The organism is Pseudomonas sp. 2(2015) (genome assembly GCF_000955865.1).
Lineage (GTDB): Bacteria > Pseudomonadota > Gammaproteobacteria > Pseudomonadales > Pseudomonadaceae > Aquipseudomonas.
Genome location: NZ_JYOF01000007.1, coordinates 314,842 through 336,123, shown reverse-complemented (window position 1 = coordinate 336,123; position 21,282 = coordinate 314,842). Strand labels below are relative to the sequence as shown.

Annotated in this window: 17 protein-coding genes; 7 read left to right on the top strand and 10 right to left on the bottom strand. The window is 64.1% G+C overall.

From position 1 onward, the window contains the following. Positions 1-5: 5 nt before the first annotated feature. From UB48_RS13195 to cmoB, 5 genes are all read left to right on the top strand, one after another. On the top strand, positions 6-2,414 hold the full coding sequence (locus tag UB48_RS13195; protein ID WP_045197663.1) for a glucose/quinate/shikimate family membrane-bound PQQ-dependent dehydrogenase: 2,409 nt from the start codon (positions 6-8) through the stop codon (positions 2,412-2,414). Positions 2,415-2,542: 128 nt separating this feature from the next. After that, the gene (gene lon / locus UB48_RS13190; RefSeq protein WP_045197662.1) at positions 2,543-4,963 is read left to right on the top strand and encodes an endopeptidase La; all 2,421 of its coding nucleotides are present in this window, start codon (positions 2,543-2,545) and stop codon (positions 4,961-4,963) included. Positions 4,964-5,059: 96 nt separating this feature from the next. Then, positions 5,060-5,452, top strand: a complete 393-nt coding sequence (locus UB48_RS13185; protein ID WP_045197660.1) for a protease inhibitor I42 family protein — start codon at positions 5,060-5,062, stop codon at positions 5,450-5,452. Between the two features lie 85 nt (positions 5,453-5,537). Then, positions 5,538-6,281, top strand: coding sequence for a carboxy-S-adenosyl-L-methionine synthase CmoA (gene cmoA, locus UB48_RS13180; protein ID WP_045197658.1), 744 nt, complete (start codon positions 5,538-5,540; stop codon positions 6,279-6,281). After that, complete coding sequence (cmoB, locus tag UB48_RS13175; RefSeq protein WP_045197657.1) at positions 6,278-7,234, top strand: tRNA 5-methoxyuridine(34)/uridine 5-oxyacetic acid(34) synthase CmoB; 957 nt, start codon at positions 6,278-6,280, stop codon at positions 7,232-7,234. Before cmoA ends, cmoB begins: the two co-directional genes overlap by 4 nt. A gap of 73 nt (positions 7,235-7,307) precedes the next feature. On the opposite strand, the gene UB48_RS13170 is transcribed toward cmoB, so the two are convergent. The 5 genes from UB48_RS13170 to UB48_RS13150 form a co-directional block, all read right to left on the bottom strand. Then, positions 7,308-7,505: a hypothetical protein gene (locus tag UB48_RS13170; protein ID WP_045197655.1), complete on the bottom strand. Its 198-nt coding sequence runs from the start codon at positions 7,503-7,505 to the stop codon at positions 7,308-7,310. Between the two features lie 98 nt (positions 7,506-7,603). After that, positions 7,604-8,932 (bottom strand): OprD family porin, encoded by a 1,329-nt coding sequence (locus UB48_RS13165; RefSeq protein WP_156160197.1) that lies wholly within the window; start codon positions 8,930-8,932, stop codon positions 7,604-7,606. Positions 8,933-9,032: 100 nt separating this feature from the next. Continuing rightward, entirely contained in the window at positions 9,033-12,197 is a 3,165-nt protein-coding gene (locus UB48_RS13160; protein WP_045197653.1) for a CusA/CzcA family heavy metal efflux RND transporter, read from the bottom strand. Between the two features lie 13 nt (positions 12,198-12,210). After that, complete coding sequence (locus tag UB48_RS13155; RefSeq protein WP_045197651.1) at positions 12,211-13,425, bottom strand: efflux RND transporter periplasmic adaptor subunit; 1,215 nt, start codon at positions 13,423-13,425, stop codon at positions 12,211-12,213. Between the two features lie 37 nt (positions 13,426-13,462). Then, positions 13,463-14,716, bottom strand: a complete 1,254-nt coding sequence (locus UB48_RS13150) for a TolC family protein (protein ID WP_045197649.1) — start codon at positions 14,714-14,716, stop codon at positions 13,463-13,465. A gap of 204 nt (positions 14,717-14,920) precedes the next feature. Here UB48_RS13150 and UB48_RS13145 point away from each other — a divergent pair, with 204 nt between their 5' ends. Next, positions 14,921-15,595 carry a heavy metal response regulator transcription factor gene (locus UB48_RS13145; protein ID WP_045197646.1) on the top strand — a complete coding sequence of 225 codons (675 nt, stop codon included), beginning with the start codon at positions 14,921-14,923 and terminating at the stop codon, positions 15,593-15,595. Beyond that, positions 15,592-16,983, top strand: a complete 1,392-nt coding sequence (locus UB48_RS13140; RefSeq protein ID WP_045197643.1) for a heavy metal sensor histidine kinase — start codon at positions 15,592-15,594, stop codon at positions 16,981-16,983. The genes UB48_RS13145 and UB48_RS13140 overlap by 4 nt, the downstream gene beginning before the upstream one ends. A gap of 81 nt (positions 16,984-17,064) precedes the next feature. Here the strand turns inward: UB48_RS13140 and pdxJ are convergent, their stop codons facing one another. The 5 genes from pdxJ to lepB form a co-directional block, all read right to left on the bottom strand. Then, positions 17,065-17,808, bottom strand: coding sequence for a pyridoxine 5'-phosphate synthase (gene pdxJ / locus UB48_RS13135; protein ID WP_045197640.1), 744 nt, complete (start codon positions 17,806-17,808; stop codon positions 17,065-17,067). Between the two features lie 45 nt (positions 17,809-17,853). Next, a complete protein-coding gene (gene recO / locus UB48_RS13130; protein WP_045197638.1) occupies positions 17,854-18,537 on the bottom strand; it encodes a DNA repair protein RecO in 684 nt (227 codons plus the stop codon). Between the two features lie 57 nt (positions 18,538-18,594). Further along, on the bottom strand, positions 18,595-19,497 hold the full coding sequence (era, locus tag UB48_RS13125; protein WP_045197636.1) for a GTPase Era: 903 nt from the start codon (positions 19,495-19,497) through the stop codon (positions 18,595-18,597). After that, a complete protein-coding gene (gene rnc, locus UB48_RS13120; RefSeq protein ID WP_010220977.1) occupies positions 19,490-20,179 on the bottom strand; it encodes a ribonuclease III in 690 nt (229 codons plus the stop codon). The genes era and rnc overlap by 8 nt, the downstream gene beginning before the upstream one ends. A gap of 248 nt (positions 20,180-20,427) precedes the next feature. Beyond that, positions 20,428-21,282 carry a signal peptidase I gene (gene lepB, locus UB48_RS13115; RefSeq protein ID WP_045197633.1) on the bottom strand — a complete coding sequence of 285 codons (855 nt, stop codon included), beginning with the start codon at positions 21,280-21,282 and terminating at the stop codon, positions 20,428-20,430.

The window sequence follows — 21,282 nt, the reverse complement described above, 5'->3', positions numbered from 1 at the left end:
ACACGATGAGCACTGATGGTGCCTTGAGTAGAACCCGCTGGCTGCCGCGACTGATCGGTGTGCTGTTGTTGCTGATGGGCCTGGCCCTGCTGGCTGGCGGTATCAAACTGAGCCAGCTGGGCGGTTCGCTGTATTACCTGATCGCCGGCATCGGCTTTGCCCTGTCCGGCATCCTCTTGCTGGCCCTGCGCCGCAACGCCCTGGGCCTGTATGGCCTGGTGCTGCTCGGTAGCACGCTGTGGGCCTTGTGGGAAGTCGGCCTGGACTGGTGGCAGCTGGTGCCGCGCCTGGCCCTGTGGTTCGCCCTGGGTGTGGTGTTGCTGCTGCCGTGGGCACGCCGCCCGCTGCTGGGCAACCCGTCCAAGGTCAACAGCGGCCTGCTGAGCCTGGCCGTAGTGCTGTCGGGCGCTACTGCAGTGGCCAGCCAGTTCACCCACCCGGGTGAAATCAAGGGCGAGCTGGGCCGTGAAAGCGCCGAGATGAGCAGCACTGCGCCACAGATGCCGGATGGCGAGTGGCAGGCCTACGGCCGTACCGAATTCGGCGACCGCTACTCGCCGCTGCGCCAGATCACCCCGCAGAACGTGCACAAGCTGCAGGAAGCCTGGCGCATCCGCACTGGCGACCTGCCGACCGACAACGACCCGGTCGAGCTGACCAACCAGAACACCCCGCTGAAGGTCAACGGCAAGCTGTACGCCTGCACCGCCCACAGCAAGGTGCTGGCCCTGGACCCGGACACCGGTGCCGAAATCTGGCGTTTCGACCCGCAGATCAAGAGCCCGGTGGGCTTCAAGGGCTTCGCCCACATGACCTGCCGTGGTGTGTCGTATTACGACGAAAACAACTACGTCAACGTTGACGGCAGCCCGGCGCCGAAAATCAGCGATGCCGGCCAGGCCGTTGCCGTCGCCTGCCCGCGTCGCCTCTACCTGCCGACTGCCGACGCCCGTCTGATCGCCCTCAACGCCGACACCGGCAAGGTCTGTGAAGGTTTCGGCAACCAGGGCGTGATCGACCTGACCACCGGCATCGGCCCGTTCACCGCCGGCGGTTACTACTCCACCTCGCCTGCGGCGATCACCCGCGAACTGGTGATCATCGGCGGCCATGTCACCGACAACGAGTCGACCAACGAGCCGTCCGGGGTGATCCGCGCCTACGACGTGCACGATGGCCGCCTGGTATGGAACTGGGACAGCAACAACCCGGACGACACCGCACCATTGGCGCCGGGCAAGACCTACAGCCGCAACTCGGCGAACATGTGGTCGCTGGCCAGTGTCGACGAGAAACTGGGCATGGTCTTCCTCCCGCTGGGCAACCAGACCCCCGACCAGTGGGGCGCTGATCGCACCCCGGGCGCCGAGAAGTACAGCGCCGGTATCGTTGCGCTGGACCTTGCCAACGGCAAAGTCCGCTGGAACTACCAGTTCACCCACCACGACCTGTGGGACATGGACGTCGGCAGCCAGCCAACCCTGCTCGACCTGAAGACCGCAGACGGCGTCAAACCTGCGCTGATCGCCCCGACCAAGCAAGGCAGCCTGTACGTGCTCGACCGTCGCGACGGTACGCCGATCGTGCCGATCCGCGAAATCCCGGTACCGCAAGGTGCGGTCGAAGGCGATCATACCGCACCGACCCAGGCCCGCTCGGACCTCAACCTGCTCGGCCCGGACCTGACCGAACAGGCCATGTGGGGCGCCAGCCCGTTCGACCAGATGCTTTGCCGCATCCAGTTCCGCGAACTGCGTTACGAAGGCCAGTACACCCCACCGTCGGTGCAGGGCAGCCTGGTCTACCCGGGTAACGTCGGCGTGTTCAACTGGGGCAGCGTCTCGGTCGACCCGGTCCGCCAGTTGCTGTTCACCAGCCCCAACTACATGGCCTTCGTTTCGAAAATGGTGCCGCGCGCCGAAGTCGCCGCCGGCAGCAAGCGCGAGAGCGAAACCAGCGGTGTGCAGCCGAACACCGGCGCACCTTATGCGGTGATCATGCACCCGTTCATGTCGCCACTGGGCGTACCGTGCCAGGCGCCAGCCTGGGGTTACGTGGCCGGTATCGACCTGACCACCAACCAGGTGGTGTGGAAGCATAAGAACGGCACCAGCCGCGACAGCTCGCCGATCCCGATCGGCCTGCCGATTGGCGTGCCAAGCATGGGCGGCTCGATCGTCACCGCCGGCGGCCTGGGCTTCCTCAGCGGCACCCTGGACCAGTACCTGCGTGCCTATGACAGCAACACCGGCAAGGAGCTGTGGAAATCGCGCCTGCCGGCCGGTGGCCAGGCCACGCCGATGACCTACACCGGTAAGGACGGCAAGCAGTACGTGCTGGTGACCGCCGGTGGTCACGGCTCGCTGGGTACCAAGATGGGCGATTACGTAATCGCTTACAAACTGGCTGAGTAGGCCTTAGCTGCCAGCTACAAGCTTCAAGCTGCAAGCACCGCGCTCCTCACGTGCGGCTTGTAGCTTGAAGCTTGAATCTTTGCTCCACCCGCCCCATCTAAGCACCATAGTCATTGAGCAGGTGCGCCATGAGCGATCAGCAGGATCTACCGGAACGTCCCGAGGAAAACGCCGAAGTCGAGCATCTCGAAGCCGCCGAAAACAGCGGCCATAACCTTGCTTTGCCGGGCCAACAGCTGCCGGACAAGGTCTATATCATCCCGATCCACAACCGCCCGTTCTTCCCCGCGCAAGTATTGCCGGTAATCGTCAATGAAGAACCCTGGGCCGAAACCCTGGACCTGGTCGCCAAGACCCCGCACCACTCCCTGGCTCTGTTCTTCATGGACACGCCGCCGGAAGACCACCGTCATTTCGACACCTCGGCCCTGCCGCTGTACGGCACCCTGGTCAAGGTTCACCACGCCAGCCGCGAGAACGGCAAGTTGCAGTTCGTCGCCCAGGGCCTGACCCGGGTGCGCATCCGTACCTGGCTCAAGCACCATCGCCCGCCTTACCTGGTCGAGGTCGAGTACCCGCATCAACCCAGCGAGCCGACCGACGAGGTCAAGGCCTACGGCATGGCCCTGATCAACGCGATCAAGGAGCTGCTGCCGCTCAACCCGCTTTACAGCGAAGAGCTGAAGAACTACCTCAACCGCTTCAGTCCCAACGATCCGTCGCCGCTGACCGACTTTGCCGCGGCGCTGACCTCAGCCACCGGCAATCAGCTGCAGGAAGTGCTCGACTGCGTACCGATGCTCAAGCGCATGGAAAAAGTCCTGCCGATGCTGCGTAAAGAGGTCGAAGTCGCGCACCTGCAGAACGAGATCTCCGCCGAGGTCAACCGGCAGATCGGCGAGCACCAGCGCGAGTTTTTCCTCAAGGAGCAGCTCAAGGTCATTCAGCAGGAGCTGGGCCTGACCAAAGACGACCGCAGTGCCGACCTCGAACAATTCGAGCAGCGCCTGCAAGGCAAGACCCTGCCCGCAGCCGCACAAAAGCGCATCGACGAAGAGCTGGGCAAGCTGTCGATCCTCGAGACCGGCTCGCCCGAGTACGCCGTCACCCGCAACTACCTGGACTGGGCCACCGCCCTGCCCTGGGGTGTCTACGGCAAGGACAAGCTCGACCTCAAGCACGCGCGCAAGGTGCTCGACCAGCATCACGCCGGCCTCGATGACATCAAGGAACGCATCCTCGAGTTCCTCGCCGTGGGTGCCTACAAAGGCGAGATCAGCGGCTCCATCGTGCTGTTGGTAGGCCCGCCGGGGGTTGGCAAGACCAGCATCGGCAAGTCGATTGCCGAATCCCTGGGCCGACCGTTCTACCGTTTCAGCGTCGGCGGTATGCGCGACGAGGCCGAGATCAAGGGCCATCGCCGCACCTACATCGGCGCCCAGCCGGGCAAACTGGTGCAGGCGCTGAAAGACGTCGAGGTGATGAACCCGGTGATCATGCTCGACGAGATCGACAAGATGGGCCAGAGCTACCAGGGCGACCCGGCCTCGGCGCTGCTGGAAACCCTCGACCCGGAGCAGAACGTCGACTTCCTCGACCATTACCTGGACCTGCGCCTGGACCTGTCCAAGGTGCTGTTCGTGTGCACCGCCAACACCCTCGACTCGATCCCCGGGCCGTTGCTCGACCGCATGGAAGTGATCCGCCTGTCCGGCTATATCACTGAAGAAAAACTGGCCATCGCCAAGCGCCACCTGTGGCCCAAGCAGTTGCAAAAGGCCGGGGTGGCCAAGACCAGCCTGAGCATCAGCGACAGCGCCTTGCGCACGGTGATCGAGGGTTATGCCCGCGAAGCCGGGGTACGCCAGCTGGAAAAACAGCTGGGCAAGCTGGTGCGCAAGGCCGTGGTGCAACTGCTCGAAGATCCCGAGAAAAAGATCAAGATCGGCCCCAAGGACCTCGAAACGTCACTGGGCATGCCGGTGTTTCGCAGCGAACAGGTACTGACCGGCAAAGGCGTGATCACCGGCCTTGCCTGGACCAGCATGGGCGGCGCCACCCTGCCGATCGAGGCGACGCGCATCCACACCCTCAATCGTGGTTTCAAGCTCACCGGCCAGTTGGGTGAGGTGATGAAAGAGTCCGCTGAAATTGCCTACAGCTACGTCAGCGCCAACCTCAAGCAATATGGCGGTGATCCGAGCTTCTTCAACGAGGCCTTCATTCATCTGCACGTACCCGAAGGCGCCACGCCCAAGGACGGCCCCAGCGCCGGGGTGACCATGGCCAGTGCGCTGCTGTCGCTGGCGCGCGACCAGGCGCCGAAGAAAGGCGTGGCCATGACCGGCGAGCTGACCCTGACCGGCAAGGTCCTGCCGATTGGCGGGGTGCGCGAGAAGGTGATTGCGGCGCGGCGGCAGAAAATCTTCGAGCTGATCCTGCCGGAAGCCAACCGCGGTGATTTCGAAGAATTGCCGGATTACCTCAAGGAGGGTTTGAGCGTGCACTTCGCCAAGCGCTTCAGTGATGTAGCGAAGGTGTTGTTCTAAGCCCTTCGCGGGGCCGGCCCGCTCCTGCTGTGGAGTAGGCTTGCCCCGCGATCATCTTCGGTTATGCTGCGCTATCGTCGCCTATCCGGAGCCATCATGACTGCCGCCCGCCTGCTCGTTCCCCTGGGCCTTGCCCTGCTAGCTGCCTGCGCACAAAAACCTGTGCACAACGTCGAACTGGACAACCAGGCCGACTGCCCGCTGCAACTGCAAAACGGCCAGAACCTCACCCTGACCCTACCGAGCAACCCCAGCACCGGCTATCGCTGGCTGGTGCAGAACCCGGCCGCAGGCATCCTGCGTAGCCTCGGCCCCGAGGTCTACAGCCACCCGGAAGATGCCGGCATCGTCGGTAGCGCCGGGCAATCGGTGTGGCGTTTCCAGGCCCAGGGCGCCGGTGAAGGCCATCTACTGTTGGTCTACCAGCAACCCTGGGCCCCGGAAGTGCGCCCGGTGCAGACCTTCGACTGCGCAATCACGGTCAAGTAGGCCGCGCTGGTCAGCAGGCCATGCATCCTGGCGCCAGTTTGGCTAAAATGCCGGCCTTTTACCGCCCAACGCCTGGATTGCCCCCGTGAGCAAAGAACCCGACCGCCTTTTCGCCCAGCCCCTTGGCCAGGTGCCCGACTTCGCCTTCAACGAAGACGTGGTGCGGGTGTTCCCGGACATGATCAAGCGTTCGGTGCCCGGTTACCCGACCATTGTCGAGAACCTCGGCGTGCTCGCCGCCCAGTTTGCCCAGCCCAGCACGGCCCTGTATGACCTGGGCAGCTCGCTCGGCGCGGTGACCCAGGCGCTGCGCCGGCATGTGCGCAGCGATGGTTGCCGGGTGATTGCCATCGACAATTCGGCGGCCATGGTCGAGCGCTGCCGGCAGTACCTCAATGCCCAGGACTCGATGTTCCAGGAGCTGTTGCCGGTCGAGGTGATCGAAGGCGACATCCTTGCCCTCGAGTTCCAGCCGGCCTCGGTGGTGGCGATGAACTTCACCCTGCAGTTCATCGCCCCCGAACAACGCCTGGAGCTGCTCACACGTATTCGCCAGGCGCTGCTGCCGGGCGGTGCGCTGATCCTTTCGGAGAAGCTGCGCTTCGAAGACGCTGATGAACACGCGCTGCTCACTGACCTGCACGTGGCCTTCAAGCGCGCCAATGGCTACAGCGAACTGGAAATTGCCCAGAAGCGCAGCGCCATCGAGAACGTGATGAAGCCCGACAGCCTCGAAGAACACCGCCAGCGCCTGCTGGCGGCTGGCTTCTCCAAGGTTGTGCCCTGGTTCCAATGCCTTAACTTTGCCTCGTTGATTGCCCTGCCATGATTGATCTGTCCCCCCTGGTCCGCCGCTTGGCGGGCACCCCCCTGGCGCAATGGGCGCAAGGCCTGCAAGCGCAACTCGACGCCAAGATGGCAAAAGGTCATGGCGACCTGGAACGCTGGCAAGCGGCGCTGGATGCCTTGCCAGTGCTGGAACCCACGCGCATCGATCTGCAGAACGGCCTCAACCTCGATTGCGACTGCGACGACGACACCCGCGCGCGTATGCAGCAGGCGCTGATGGGCCTGTCGCCGTGGCGCAAGGGGCCGTTCGACCTGTTCGGCGTGCACGTCGACACCGAATGGCGCTCGGACTGGAAGTGGTCGCGCGTCGCCCCGCACCTGGACCTCAAGGGCAAGCGGGTGCTGGATGTCGGTTGCGGTAATGGTTACTACCAGTGGCGCATGCTCGGCGCAGGGGCCGACTGCGTCATCGGCGTCGACCCCAACTGGCTGTTCTTCTGCCAGTTCCAGGCGGTGCAGCGCTACCTGCCGCAATTGCCGGCCTGGCACCTGCCGTTCGCTCTGGAGGACCTGCCGGCCAACCTCGAAGGCTTCGACACAGTATTCTCCATGGGCGTGTTCTACCATCGCCGCTCGCCCATCGAGCACCTGCTGGCGCTCAAGGACTGCCTGGTCAAGGGCGGTGAACTGGTGCTGGAAACCCTGGTGATCGAAGGCGACGAAAACCAGGTGCTGGTGCCGGAAGACCGCTACGCGCAAATGCGCAACGTCTGGTTCCTGCCGTCGGTGCCGGCCCTTGAGCGCTGGTTGCGCCGTGCCGGTTTCAGCGATGTGCGCTGCGTCGATGTCAGCACCACCAGCATCGAAGAACAGCGCAGCACCGAGTGGATGCGCTACCAGTCGCTCAGCGACTTCCTCGACCCCGACGACCACAGCCGCACCATCGAAGGCCTGCCGGCGCCGCGCCGCGCCGTACTGGTGGCGCGCAAATAAAACAGGCGCCCGTAACGGGCGCCGAAGATTCACCTTTTCCAAAGGAGCTGGGGAGCTTCCAAGGTGAACGGAGCTACTCTTTGGCGACCTGCTTCTGTTTGCTCTCACGTTCGGACTCGGCCACGGCCTGGTCCTTCTTGCCGTGAATCTGCTCCTGGCTGAGGCGGAAGTTTTCCCAGAACTGCCTGGAACGCTCCGCCCCGCCTTCGGCCAGTGCCGCGCTACTGCCCAGGGCCAATACGGCCATCAGCACATACTTGTTCAGGCTCATGTTGCTCACCTCGTGATTGAATTTCAGTACAGTTCAATCTTACGGGGGGCAAGCTAACGCCAAGGTGAGGCGGACATTACAGTGCTGCAAGATTCGCCCTACAGCACGGTCAGCGGATACTCGACAATCAGGCGCACCTCATCGAGATCCGATTCGAATGCCGTGGCTCGGGTCGTGGCCTGGCGCACGCGCAGCGACAGATCCTTGAGGCTGCCGGACTGCACCACGTACTTCGCCTCGATATCACGCTCCCAGCGCTTCTGCCCGGTCAGCGGGTTGCCGTCGGCATCGCGGCGCATGTACACGCCGTTGGCATCGGAGTAATCAACGCCACTGCCACGCCCGTAGCGGCTCATGAACGACAGGCCCGGCACGCCATAGGCGGCCATGTCGAGGTCGTAACGGAGCATCCACGAGCGCTCTTTCGGCGAGTTGAAGTCGCTGTACTGGATCGAGTTGTCGAGGTAGATCGAGTCGGACTGGCGCAGGTAGTCAAAATCGTTGTCACCCTGGTTGCGCTGGTGCGACAGGGCCAGGGTGTGGGCGCCGTAGCTGACGCCGACGCGGGCGCTCCAGATGTCGTTGTCGAACGTGCCGAGCAGTTGCTGGCCCTCGTCCTTGGCCTTGTAGTAGTTGAAGCTGGTAAAGCCGGTGAGGTCGCGGGTGATCGGGTACTTGTAGCTGACTCCGGCGTAGTACTGGTCCCAGGCGTCCTTCAGGCGGCTGCTGTAGAGGCTCAGGCTGAGGTTGTCGGTGGCCTGGTAATCGCCGCCGAAATAGCCCAGCCAGGGCGAATCCACGGGGCCGGCGTAGAAAGTCACGAAACCGTCGCGGTTGTTGCTCGACAGCGGCTGGCTCATGGCATGCAGGCGCCCGCCCTGCACTTTCAGGCCAGCCAGGCTGGTGTTCTCCAGGGTCCAGCCGGTGAAGCTTTCCGGCAACAGCCGCGAGTCGCCGAAATGCACCACCGGGGTGGTCGGGAACACGTCGCCGAACTTGAGCTCGGTATCGAACAAGCGCGCCTTGATCGCGCCACCGAGCTTGCTGAAGTTGCTGGCGACATCGCCATTGCGGTCCACCGGCAACATGTCGAACGAACTGCGCCCGCCGCTGCGGCCATCACCGCTGTCGAGCTTGAGGGCGAGCATGGCGTGGGCATCCAGGCCAAAGCCCACGGTGCCCTCGGTGTAACCCGACTCGAAGCGGGCGATAAAGGCCTGGGCCCAGGCTTCGGCGTAGCCGGCCTTGCCGGTGGGCGACTGTTCACCGTTGCGGTAGTCGCGGTTGAAATAGAAGTTACGGCTGAGCACCGTCAGGCTGCTGTCTTCGACAAAGCCTCCGCCTGCGGGCTGGCTGACGGCATTGGCGGTCGCACAACTGGCCAGGGCCAGGGCGCCGGTAAAACAGGCTGTGGATTTGTTCCCCATCTTCAACTCCTGATTATTGGCAGAGATACGCAAGGCGCCCGCAATGCGGGCGCCTTGGGTATCCTGACAAGGGCTGAATAACCCGAAGATGAGCGGCGAATTACAGTTTCGTCACCTCGGATGCGACCTCCTGCTCTTCATCCTTGCGGTGCGCCCAGTAATACAACGCCGGCAGTACCAGCAGGGTCAGCGCCGTCGACGAGAGAATGCCGCCGATCACCACAGTGGCCAGCGGTCGCTGCACTTCAGCACCGGTGCCGGTGGCCAGGGCCATGGGGATAAAGCCCAGGGATGCCACCAGGGCAGTCATCAGCACCGGGCGCAAACGCGTCAGTGCGCCTTCGTCGATCGCCTGGTGCAGCGAACGACCTTGCTCGCGCAGGCCGCGGATAAAGGCAATCATCACCAGGCCGTTGAGCACCGCGACCCCGGACAGCGCAATAAAGCCCACGCCCGCCGAGATCGACAGGGGGATATCCCGCAGCCACAGGGCAACCACCCCGCCGGTCAGGGCGAAAGGAATGCCGGTGAACACCAGCAGCCCGTCCTTGAGGTTGTTGAACATCATGAACAACAGGCCGAACACCAGCAGCAACGCCACCGGCACCACCACTTGCAGGCGCTGCGCCGCCGACTGCAACTGCTCGAACTGACCGCCCCAGCGGGTCCAGTAACCGGCCGGAATGCTCACCTGGCTGTCGATGCGCGCCGCCGCCTCGTCGACGAACGAGCCGATATCGCGACCGCGCACGTTGGCGCTGACCACCACCAGGCGCTTGCCATCTTCACGGCTGACCTGGTTGGGGCCCTGCACCAGCTCAAGGCTGGCGACATCGCCAAGGGTAATAAAGCCGATCTGGCCGCCACTGCCGCTGCTGGCCGGCACCGGTATCAACAACTGCGACAGGCCGTCGATATCGGTGCGCAGGGTATCGGACAAACGCACCACCATGTCGAAACGCCGATCGCCTTCATACAGGGTCCCGGCCTGGCGACCGCCGACGGCCACGGCGATGGTGTCCTGCACATCGCCGACGTTGAGGCCATAGCGCGCGGCTTTGTCGCGGTCGACGTCGATGGTCAGCACCGGCAGCCCCGAGGTCTGCTCGACCTTCACTTCCGACGCGCCCGGCACCGCCTGCAAGGTACTGGCGATCTTCGCCGCAGTGCTGTTGAGCACCGCCATGTCATCGCCAAACACCTTCACCGCAACATCACTGCGCACCCCGGAGATCAGCTCGTTGAAGCGCAACTGGATCGGCTGCGACAGTTCATAGTTGCTACCCGGTACCCGCGCACTGGCACGCTGGATATCGGCGATCAGTTGCTCGCGGCTCTTGCCCGGATCGGGCCATTGCTCTTGTGGCTTGAGCATCACATAGCTGTCGGAAATATTCGGCGGCATCGGGTCCGAGGCGATTTCGGCGGTACCGGTGCGGGCAAACACCCGCTCGACTTCCGGCACCTGGCTGAGCACGCTTTGCTCCAGGCGCTGCTGCAACTGCACCGACTGGCTCAGGCTGGTGCCAGGCACGCGCAGGGCCTGCAGGGCAAAGTCGCCCTCGCTCAGGCTTGGCACGAACTCGCTGCCCATGCGACTGGCCAGCACGCCCGAAAGCAACACGGTAATCGCCGCGAGGAAGAACGCCAGCGGGCGATGGCCCATGACCCATTTGAGCAACGGCGCATAACCACGCTTGGCGCTGCGCATCAGCAGGTTTTCGTCTTCCTTGACCTTGCCGGTGACGAACAGGGCGATGGCCGCCGGCACGAAGGTCACCGACAGCAGCATGGCGCCGAGCAAGGCGATGACCACGGTGAAGGCCATCGGGTGGAACATCTTGCCCTCGACGCCGCTCAGGGCAAAGATCGGCAGGTACACCACCATGATGATCAGTTGGCCGAAAATCAGCGGCCGGCGCGCTTCGCGGGCGGCATTGAACACTTCGTGCAGGCGTTCGGAACGGGTCAGCAGGCGGCCGTGATGCTGCTGGGCATGGGCCAGTCGCCTGATCGCGTTTTCAACGATCACCACGGCGCCATCGACGATGATGCCGAAGTCCAGCGCGCCCAGGCTCATCAGGTTGGCACTGACCTTGTTGCTGAACATGCCGGTGAAGGTGAACAGCATCGACAACGGGATGACCATGGCGGTGATCAGCGCCGCACGGATGTTACCGAGGAACAGGAATAGAATGACGATGACCAGGATCGCGCCTTCGATGAGGTTCTTCTTCACCGTGGCGATGGCCTTGTCGACCAGGTTGGTGCGGTCGTAGACGGTGACCGCACTCACCCCTTGCGGCAGCGAGCGGTTGATCTCCACCAGCTTTTGCGCCACCGCCTGGGACACTGTACGGCTGTTCTCGCCGATCAGCATGAACACCGTGCCGAGCACCACTTCGCGGCCGTTCTCGGTCGCCGCGCCGCTGCGCAGCTCACGGCCGATACCGACTTCGGCGACGTTGCGCACGCGGATCGGCGTGCCGTCGACGTTGGCCAGGACGATATTGGCAATGTCATCGAGACCGGCCAGTTGCCCCGGCGCGCGGATCAGCAACTGCTCGCCACGGCGCTCGATATAGCCGGCGCCGACGTTGGCGTTGTTGCGTTCAAGGGCGGTGAGCAGGTCGCCCAGGGTCAGCTTGTAGGACGCCAGCCGTTTTGGGTCTGGGGCAATCTGGTATTCCTTGGCGAAACCGCCGATGGTGTTGATCTCCGCCACCCCGCGCACGTTGCGCAGTTGCGGCTTGATGATCCAGTCCTGGATCTCGCGCAGGTCGGTCGGCGTGTACGGGCTGCCATCGGCCTTGCGCGCATCGTCAGCGGCTTCGACGGTCCACAGGAAAATCTCGCCAAGGCCGGTGGAGATCGGCCCCATGGCCGCTTCAACGCCTTCGGGCAATTGTTCACGTGCCTGCTGCAGGCGCTCGTTGACCAGTTGCCGGGCAAAGAACAGGTCGGTGCCTTCTTCGAAAATCACCGTCACCTGCGACAGGCCCGAGCGCGACAGCGAACGGGTCTGTTCCAGCCCCGGCAAGCCGGCCATGGCGGTTTCGATGGCGAAGGTAATGCGTTGCTCGGTTTCCAGCGGCGAAAAGCCCGCAGCCTGGGTGTTGATCTGCACCTGGACGTTGGTGATGTCCGGCACGGCGTCGATCGGCAGCTTCTGGTAGCTGGCAACCCCAAGCCCAGCCATCAGCAGCACCGCCAGCAGCACCATCAGGCGCTGTTCGATGGCAAATTGTATGAGGCGTTCGAACATGTGAGCTTCCCGGTCAGTGGGCGTGTTCGGCGCTGGCCTTGCCCAGCTCCGACTTGAGGATGAAGCTGCCCTGCGCCGCTACTTGCTGGCCGGCTTGCAGCCCCTTGCGAATCTCGACGAAACCGTTGGCACTGGCGCCCGGCTCAACCGCCTGGGCGATAAAGCCTTCGGCAGTGCGCACGAACACCGTGGGCTTTTCTTCCAGGGTCTGCAGGGCTTGGTCCGGTACGCTGAGGGCGGCGGCATACTGCTCGGTGGGCACCTGCACGGCAACGAACAGGCCTGGGCGCCAGGCCCCTTGCGGATTGTCGAGGGTGACGCGCACCGCAGCGGTACGGGTCTGTTCACCGAGCAGGCTGCCGACATGAGTAACCGTGCCACTCACCTGCTGGCCCAGCTCGCTGGCAACGATGGTCACCGGCATGCCGGCGCGCACCTTGGGCAGGTCACGGGGCGCCACGCCGAAAGTCGCCCAGACCCGCGACAGGTCCGAAAGGGTGAAGGCGGCGCTGGTTTCGTTGACCACCTCGCCCGGCACCAGGTGCTTCTCGACGATTTGCCCGGCAAACGGTGCGCGCAACTCGTAGCGGTTGCCGCCGGCCAGCACCACACTGCCGCTCAGGGCGCTGATCTTCTGCCGGGCATTGGCCTGGGCGATTTCTGCCTCTTGCAGGGCCTGGCGCGCCTGCTGGTAATCCTGCTCGGCGGAAATGCCCTCTTGCCACAGGTCCTTCTCGCGTTGGTAGCTGCTGCGCGCCAGTTCCAGGCGGCGCTGGCTGGCGGCCAGTTCACTGCGCTGCTCGGAGATCTGCGGGCTGGCGATCACCGCCAACAGATCGCCGGCCTTGACCTGCTGGCCGAGCACCACGGCGACCGACTCGACCACCCCGGCTGCGCGCGGCACCAGGTGCGCGGTGCGGTCTTCGTCGAAACGGATCTCGCCGGGCAGTGCCAGGCTGCGCTGCAGTTGGCGCGGGGCAACGGCGGCCAGCTCGATACCGGCGAGATCTATCTGCTCCTGGCTTAGGGTCAGCGCGCCCTCCTCTTCATGACCTTCTTCGGCTTGTTCCGCTTGGCCATGTTCTTCTTCCTCATGATCGCCTTCGGCATGGGCGTGGGCGGCGGCAGGGGCGGCGGCAACCGGGCCGCCCTGGCGCGCCAGCAGCACGCCCAGGCCCAGGCCGAGCAGCAGGGCCGCGACCAGCAGCGTGATGGACTTGTTGTTCATGCAGGTTCCTCAGCAAAGTGTCGGGTGATGGTCGCGATCAGCGACTGGCGAGGCTCAGGTCGCCAAAGATCCGTTCCAGGCGCACCCGTGCCTCGCTGCTCTGGGCCTGGGCCTGCAGGTATTGCAGGCGCGCAGCCACCAGGGTGCGTTGGGCGTCGAGTACATCAAGGAAGGCAAACTTGCCGCGCTCAAAGCCGCGGGTGGCGGCATCCAGCGCCTGCTGCGCCGAAGGCAGGATCGAGCGGTCGAAGGTCTGCACCTCGCTGGCCGCCGTGCTCCACTGCGCCAGGGCCTGGACCACTTCGCTGCGCAGGCGCAGTTCGGCGCCATTGCGCTGGTCACGGGCCTGGTCGGCGCGCCGGGCAGCGGCCAGCACATTGCCCTGATTGCGATCGAACAAAGGAATCGGCACCGAAAGCCCGACCACATTGATGCGCTCGCGGTCGGTTTCGCTGTACTGGCTGCCGACACTGACCGTCAGGTCGGGAATACGCTGGCTGCGGGCCAGGCCCAGGGCGGCTTCGCGCTGGTCGATCTGCAGGCGGGCAAGGCGCAAGTCGGCCGTCTGCTCCAGGCGATCGAGCAGCAGTGTGCGGCTGGGGATGTCGTCGTTCGCCTGCAGGCCGCCGTCAACGCGGCTGAACTGCACCCTGGCAGCGCCAGTGACGGCGGCCAGTTGCTGGTAGGCAACGGTCAGCGCCTGCTCGGCGCGGCCCTGCTCCAGGCGCACTTCTGACAGTTGCACCTGGGCGCGGGTAGCCTCGACCGGCGAGGCGCTGCCGGCCCTGACCCGGCCTTGCACCACTTGCAGCGCACGCTCGCTCAGGCGCAACGACTGCTCGGCCAGTTGCAAGCCTTCCTGAGCTTGGGCAGCGGCCTGGAAGGCAGCAATAACCTCGGCCCGCAGCACGTTGCGCTGGCGCTCCAGTTCCAGCGCCGCCAGCTCGGCATCGCGGCCGGCAACGTTCAGGCGCGCCCCCCGTTTGCCGCCCAGCTCGAACAGCTGGCTGACGCCAACGGTGGTGGTCTGCGAGCCTTTGCGGGTGTCTTCCACTTCCCAGCTCAGTTCCGGGTTGGGCAGTACACCGGCCTGGCGCCGCTCGCCTTCGGCAATGTCGATGCCCCAACGCGCCGCAGCCAGCTCGGGGTTGTTGTCACGGGCCGTCTGCAGCGCCGATTCCAGCGTTAATACGGGCTCCTGCGCCAGGGCCAGTGACGGCAAGGCCAGCAACAACAGGGCCAGCAATAGTCGGCCAGGGCCTGTGCCTGGCCGCTCCAGGGTGCAAAACATGGCGGACTCCTGCGCCGTGATCGGAGCCCGCACTCTAGTAATCGGGGTTTATCGCCAGGATGACTCAAGTATTACAAATCTGTAATCCAGGCAAACCGCAGGCGCGGATGGCTTAGTATCCGCCGCTCAATGCACTCCAGCGCTTGACCTTACAGTTACTACAGGGTTGAGAATCAGCGCCTTTCACTGCCAACGAGTCATCCCATGCGTCTACTGATTGTCGAGGACGAACTGCGCACCGCCGAATACCTGCAACAGGGCCTGCGCGAAAACGGCTACATCGTCGATTGCGCCCACACTGGCGCCGACGGCCTGCACCTGGCGCGCCAGCAGGCCTATGACCTGGTGATTCTCGACGTCAACCTGCCCGAGCTCGATGGCTGGACCGTGCTGCAGCGCCTGCGCGCCGAGTCCAGCACGCGGATCATGATGCTCACCGCCCACGGCCGCCTGGCCGATCGGGTCAAGGGCCTGGACCTGGGCGCCGACGATTACCTGCTCAAGCCCTTCGAGTTCCCCGAACTGCTGGCGCGCATCCGCAGCCTGTTGCGGCGCAACGACCAGGCCCTGCAACCGAATACCCTCAAGGTCGCCGACCTGGAGCTGGACCCCAGCCGCCACCGCGCCTACCGCAGCGGCCAGCGCATCGACCTGACCGCCAAGGAGTTCGCCCTGCTGCACCTGCTGATGCGCCAGAGCGGCGAGGTACTGTCGCGCACACAGATCATTTCGCTGGTCTGGGACATGAATTTCGATTGCGACACCAACGTGGTGGAAGTGTCGATCCGCCGCCTGCGGGCGAAAATCGACGATCCTTTCGACAACAAGCTGATCCACACCCTGCGCGGCGTCGGCTACGTACTTGAGGCCCGCGAATGAAACCTGCGCGCCTGTCGCTGCGCCTGGGCCTGAGCGTCAGCCTGATGGGCGCGGCGCTGGTGCTGCTGCTCGCATGCCTTGCGGTATTTGCCCTCGACCATGAGCTGGACAGCCGTGCACGCAAGCACCTGGCCAACAAGATGGCGCAGATCGAACACAGCCTGACGATTGACCTCAAGGCCGCCGACCTGGGCACGCCGGTGCATCCGTTGCTGGATGTGGTCATGGGCCACGACAACCTGAGCCTGAGCGTCATTGCCCTGACCGGCCGTCACTCAGCCCTGCTCACTCTGGGCCCGGCCCTGGAAGCCAACGCCTTGCTGCAGATCGAAAGCGGCCCGCACCTGGCTTTCAGCCCCTGGCGCGACCAGGACGGCGAACACCTGCTCACCGCCTCGCGGCTTATGCGCCTGCAGGACGGCACCCTGGTGCGGGTGCTGCTGACGGTCAATCGTGCCGACGACCATGCCCTGCTCCAGGCCTACCTGGGCTCGACTCTGTGGGCCTTGCCGCTGCTGCTGGTGCTGATCGGCCTGGGCGCCTGGAAGCTGGTCCAGCGCGGGCTGCTGCCATTGCGCCGTTTTCGCCGGGTGGCCGAACAGGTCTCGGCGCAAACCCTCAGCCACCGCCTGCCGGAAACCGGCCTGCCGCAAGAACTGGGCGATCTGGCCGGTGGTATCAACATCATGCTCGACCGCCTGGACGACGGCGTGCAGCGGTTGTCGCAGTTTTCCGACGACCTTGCCCATGAACTGCGCACGCCCATCGGCAACCTGATGGGCAAGGCCCAGGTCACCCTGACCCGCGAGCGCTCCAACGAGCAATACCGTGAAGCGCTGGAAAACAGCATCGAAGAGCTGACCCGGTTGAATCGCATCATCAACGACATGCTGTTCCTCGCCCAAGTCAGCCAGCCGCAGGCGCAGGTGCCGCTCAAGCCGGTGGTGCTGGCCGACGAGGTGCAGCGGGTTTGCGAACTGTTCGAATGCAACGCCGAGCAAAAAGGTATTGCCCTGCGCGTACAGGGCTGGGGCACGGTGCTGGGTGATCGCTTGATGGTGCAGCGGGCGCTGTCGAATCTGCTCAGCAATGCGATTCGCCATGGCGATGAGGGCCAGCCGATCAACATCGCGATTGAACGCCGCGACGGCTCGGTGTGGGTATCAGTGGAAAATCGCGGTCCCGGTATTGCCGCGATGCATTTGCCGCACCTGTTCGAGCGCTTTTACCGCGTGGGCTCGGGGCGCTCGCGCCTGGAAGGCGGTACCGGGCTGGGGCTGGCAATCGTGCGCTCGATCATGCAGGTGCATGGCGGGCGGGTTGAGGTGCAGAGCGAGCTGCAGGGGGTGACGCGGTTTAGCCTGGTGTTTGCCGATCAGGTTGGCTGATCGGGCCGGCTCCCACAGGGTTGCTTACTTTGTGGGAGCTGGCCTTGCCGGCGATGGGCTGCAAAGCAGCCCCGGACAATCTCAGTGCCGGCTGGCCGCCAGAATCAGCGCCTTCATCTCCGCTACCGCCGACTTGAAGCCAACGAACAGCGCATGGGCCACCAGCGCATGGCCGATGTTCAGTTCGTTGATGCCCTTGATCGCCGCCACCGCTTCAACGTTGTGGTAATGCAGGCCGTGACCGGCATTGACGATCAGGCCCTGGCCGAGCCCAAAGGCTACGCCGTCGGCCACGCGCTTGAGCTCTTCAGCCACTTCGCTCGGGGTTTGCGCATCGGCATAACGGCCGGTGTGCAGCTCGATGGCCGGCGCACCGACACGGCGCGAGGCTTCGATCTGGCGCTCGTCAGCATCGATGAACAAGGACACTTCCGCGCCCAGACGCGACAGGCGCTCAACCGCAGCCTTGATCCGTGCTTCCTGGCCGGCGACGTCCAGGCCGCCTTCGGTGGTCAGCTCCTGACGGGTTTCCGGAACCAGGCAGATGTGCGCCGGGCGAATGCGCTCGGCAAACACCATCATTTCTTCGGTGACGCCCATTTCGAAGTTCATGCGCGTCTGCAACACATCCTTGAGCAGCAGCACGTCACGCTCCTGGATGTGCCGGCGGTCTTCGCGCAAGTGCACGGTAATGCCATCGGCACCGGCTTCTTCGGCGTCCAGCGCGGCTTTGACCGGGTCCGGGTAGCGGGTACCACGCGCCTGGCGCAGGGTCGCCACGTGGTCGATGTTCACGCCGAGCAGCATGCGGTTGCTTTGAGTCACGAAGAGGCTCTCCTGAAGATTGAGCCCCACAGCATACGACGTTGTTCAGCGCTTGCGAAACAGTTCGCGACTGACCAGCGGCCGACCGCCCAGGTGTACGGCCAGGGCCTGGCGCATCAGGCGCTTGGCGGCGCCCAGAGCACCGGGGATTTCCCAGGCGGCTTCAGCCATGGCCAATAGCTCGGCACCGTTGAACAGCCCCGGCTGCAACAGGTAGACGCGCTCGAGCCCGGCATCGACCTGCAAGCGGTACAGGCCATCGACCGCAAGGGGATCGCCGTTGACGTCGTGATCGAGAGCGAAGGCATAACCCAGTTCGTCCAGCAGGCGCCACTCGAACGCCCTCAGCAGCGGCTCCAGCGGGCGACCGGCGGCCAGCGCCTGCAAGGTCGCCGCATAGTGCTCGAATACCACCGGATGCGGGTCTTCAGCCGGCAGCAGGCGAATCAGCAGCTCGTTGAGGTACAGCCCGCTGAACAGCGCATCGCCGTGCAGCCAGGCAGCGACACCGACGCTATCCAGACGCCCGACGTTCTTCAGCTCGCCGCGGCCGCGAAACTCGACTTCAAGCGGGACGAACGGCCGCACCTGGCTGCCGCCTTTGCCACGGGCACGGCGCATGACCGCGCGCAGGCGTCCTTGCGGGGTGAGGAAATCCACCAGCGCGCTGGTTTCACGGTAGGCCCGGCTGTGCAGCACGTAGGCCGGTTGGCCAACTGGCAGTTCCATGAGCGGCGCTTCAGAAAAGGTTCGACCCGGCGGCGGACGCTACCGGGCCTGGAGCGATCAGAGGTCGCCGTAGCCCAGCGAGCGCAGGGCACGCTCGTCGTCGGACCAGCCACCCTTGACCTTGACCCAGAGGTTGAGCATGACCTTGGCGTCGAACAGCACTTCCATGTCCTTGCGCGCCTCGGAGCCGATGCGTTTGATCCGCTCGCCCTTGTCGCCAATGATGATCTTCTTCTGGCCGTCACGCTCGACCAGGATCAGCGCATGGATGTGCAGGATCTTGCCCTGCTGCTTGAACTCTTCGATCTCGACGGTGATCTGGTACGGCAGCTCGGCGCCGAGTTGGCGCATGATCTTCTCGCGCACCAGTTCCGCGGCCAGGAAGCGGCTGCTGCGGTCGGTGATCTGGTCTTCCGGGAAGAAGTGCTCGTTTTCCGGCAGGTGTTTGGCGATCAGCCCTTCCAGTGCTTCGAGGTTGTGCCCCTGCTGGGCCGAGATCGGCACGATTTCGGCGTTCGGCAGTTGCTCCTGCAGCCATTGCAGGTGCGGGATCAGGTCGGCTTTCTCTTCGATCCGGTCGGTCTTGTTGATCGCCAGGATCACCGGGCCCTGCACGTACTGCACGCGCTCGAGCACCAATTGGTCTTCGTCGGTCCACTTGGTGCGGTCAACCACGAAGATCACCACGTCGACGTCCTTGAGGGCGGCCGAAGCGGTCTTGTTCATGTAACGGTTGAGCGCCTTTTCGTTGCTCTTGTGCATGCCCGGGGTATCGACGTAGATCGCCTGCACATCACCTTCGGTCTTGATCCCGAGCATGTTGTGGCGGGTGGTCTGCGGCTTGCGCGAGGTGATTGCGAGCTTTTGCCCGAGGATGTGGTTGAGCAGGGTCGACTTGCCGACGTTCGGGCGGCCGACAATGGCGACATAGCCGCAGCGGGTAGTGTTGGTATCAGTCATTGCCATTCTCCACGCCCAGGGCGATCAGTGCTGCGGCGGCCGCGACTTGCTCGGCGATACGCCGGCTGACGCCTTGCCCTCGGCTTTTTTCAGTCAAAAGGGTCACTTCGCATTCGACGAAAAACGTCCGGCAATGGGGTTCACCTTGAATATCCACCACTTCGTAGCGCGGCAGTTCGCAGGCCCGCGACTGCAGGAATTCCTGCAGACGGGTTTTCGGGTCCTTGTTGGTATCGACCAGGGTCAGGCTTTCGAATTCACCCGCCAGCCATGCCAGTACCCGCTCGCGAGCGGTCTGCATGTCCGAATCCAGGTAGATGGCGCCAATCAGCGCCTCCAGGGCATCGGCCAGGATCGACTCGCGGCGAAAACCGCCGCTTTTCAGCTCGCCCGAACCCAGGCGCAGGTATTCGCCCAGGTCAAAGCCCCGGGCCAGTACCGCCAGGGTCTCGCCCTTGACCAGCCGCGCACGCAGGCGCGACAGCTGGCCTTCGCGGGCCTGGGGGAAGCGCTCGAACAGCGCTTCACCGGCGACGAAGTTGAGGATCGCATCGCCGAGGAACTCGAGGCGTTCGTTGTTGCGCCCGGCAAAACTGCGGTGCGTCAGGGCCAGCAGCATCAGCTCCTGGTTCTTGAAGGTGTAGCCGAGCTGGCGCTCGAGGCGGCTCAAGGAAACGCTCACAGTGTACCCACGCGCAGTTCGTGGCCGAAATTCAGCCCGCACGCCTGGGCGCGGGGCTCACACTTTGCAACTCGGTACGCCGCCATCGGGGCTACCGTCGGATTTAACGCATTGTTCAAATCAACATCCTGAAAGACTGTTTGGCTCATGCTCGCTGGCCGGGGTGATCGGTTGCATCCAGGCTTCCCTGAACACAGCCTATGCCAGAAACGCATTCGGCGCTGTCCCAGGACAGCGCCGTTGTAGTGTTACTTGATCAGGCCGACCCGCGACAGGTTCGGGAAGTGGCTCAGTTTAGGCTCTGGCCAGCTCATCCAGACCGCAAAGGCCTTGCCGACGATGTTCTGGTCCGGGACCATGCCGTGCAGTTCCTTGGGAATGTTGGGATCATCCCAGTAACGGCTGTCGTTGGAGTTGTCGCGGTTGTCGCCCATCATGAAGTAATGGCCGGCCGGGACTGTCCATTGCTGGTCAGGCGGCATGCGGTAGCGGCTCATTTCCTTGCGGATCAGGTGCTCGGCTTCACCGAGCTTTTCCTTGTACAGCTCGGCGCTGCCCAGGGTACCCGGCTCGGTGCCGACCAACTGCTCGGCGATCGCCTGACCGTTGACGAACAGCTTCTTGTCGCTGGTGTAGCGAATCTGATCGCCCGGCAGGCCAACCACACGCTTGATGTAGTTGACGTTCGGGTCGCTCGGGTAGCGGAACACCATGACATCGCCACGCTGCGGATCACCCACCTCGATGACCTTCTTGTCGATCACCGGCAGGCGGATCCCGTAAGAGAACTTGTTCACCAGGATGAAGTCGCCCACTTCCAGGGTCGGCTTCATCGACCCCGAAGGGATCTGGAACGGCTCGATCAGGAACGAGCGCAGCACCAGGACGATGAACAGCACCGGGAAGAACGATTTACCGTACTCGACCAGCAACGGTTCCTTGTTCAGGCGCTCGACCACTGCCATTTCTGGCTGGCTGACGCTGCCCTGATAGTTGGCGATCGCCGAACGCCGGCGCGGGGCCAGGAACAGCAGGTCGACCAGGGCCAACAGACCGCAGACGGCGACGGCGATGACAAGCAACAGCGGGAAATTTAGCGACAT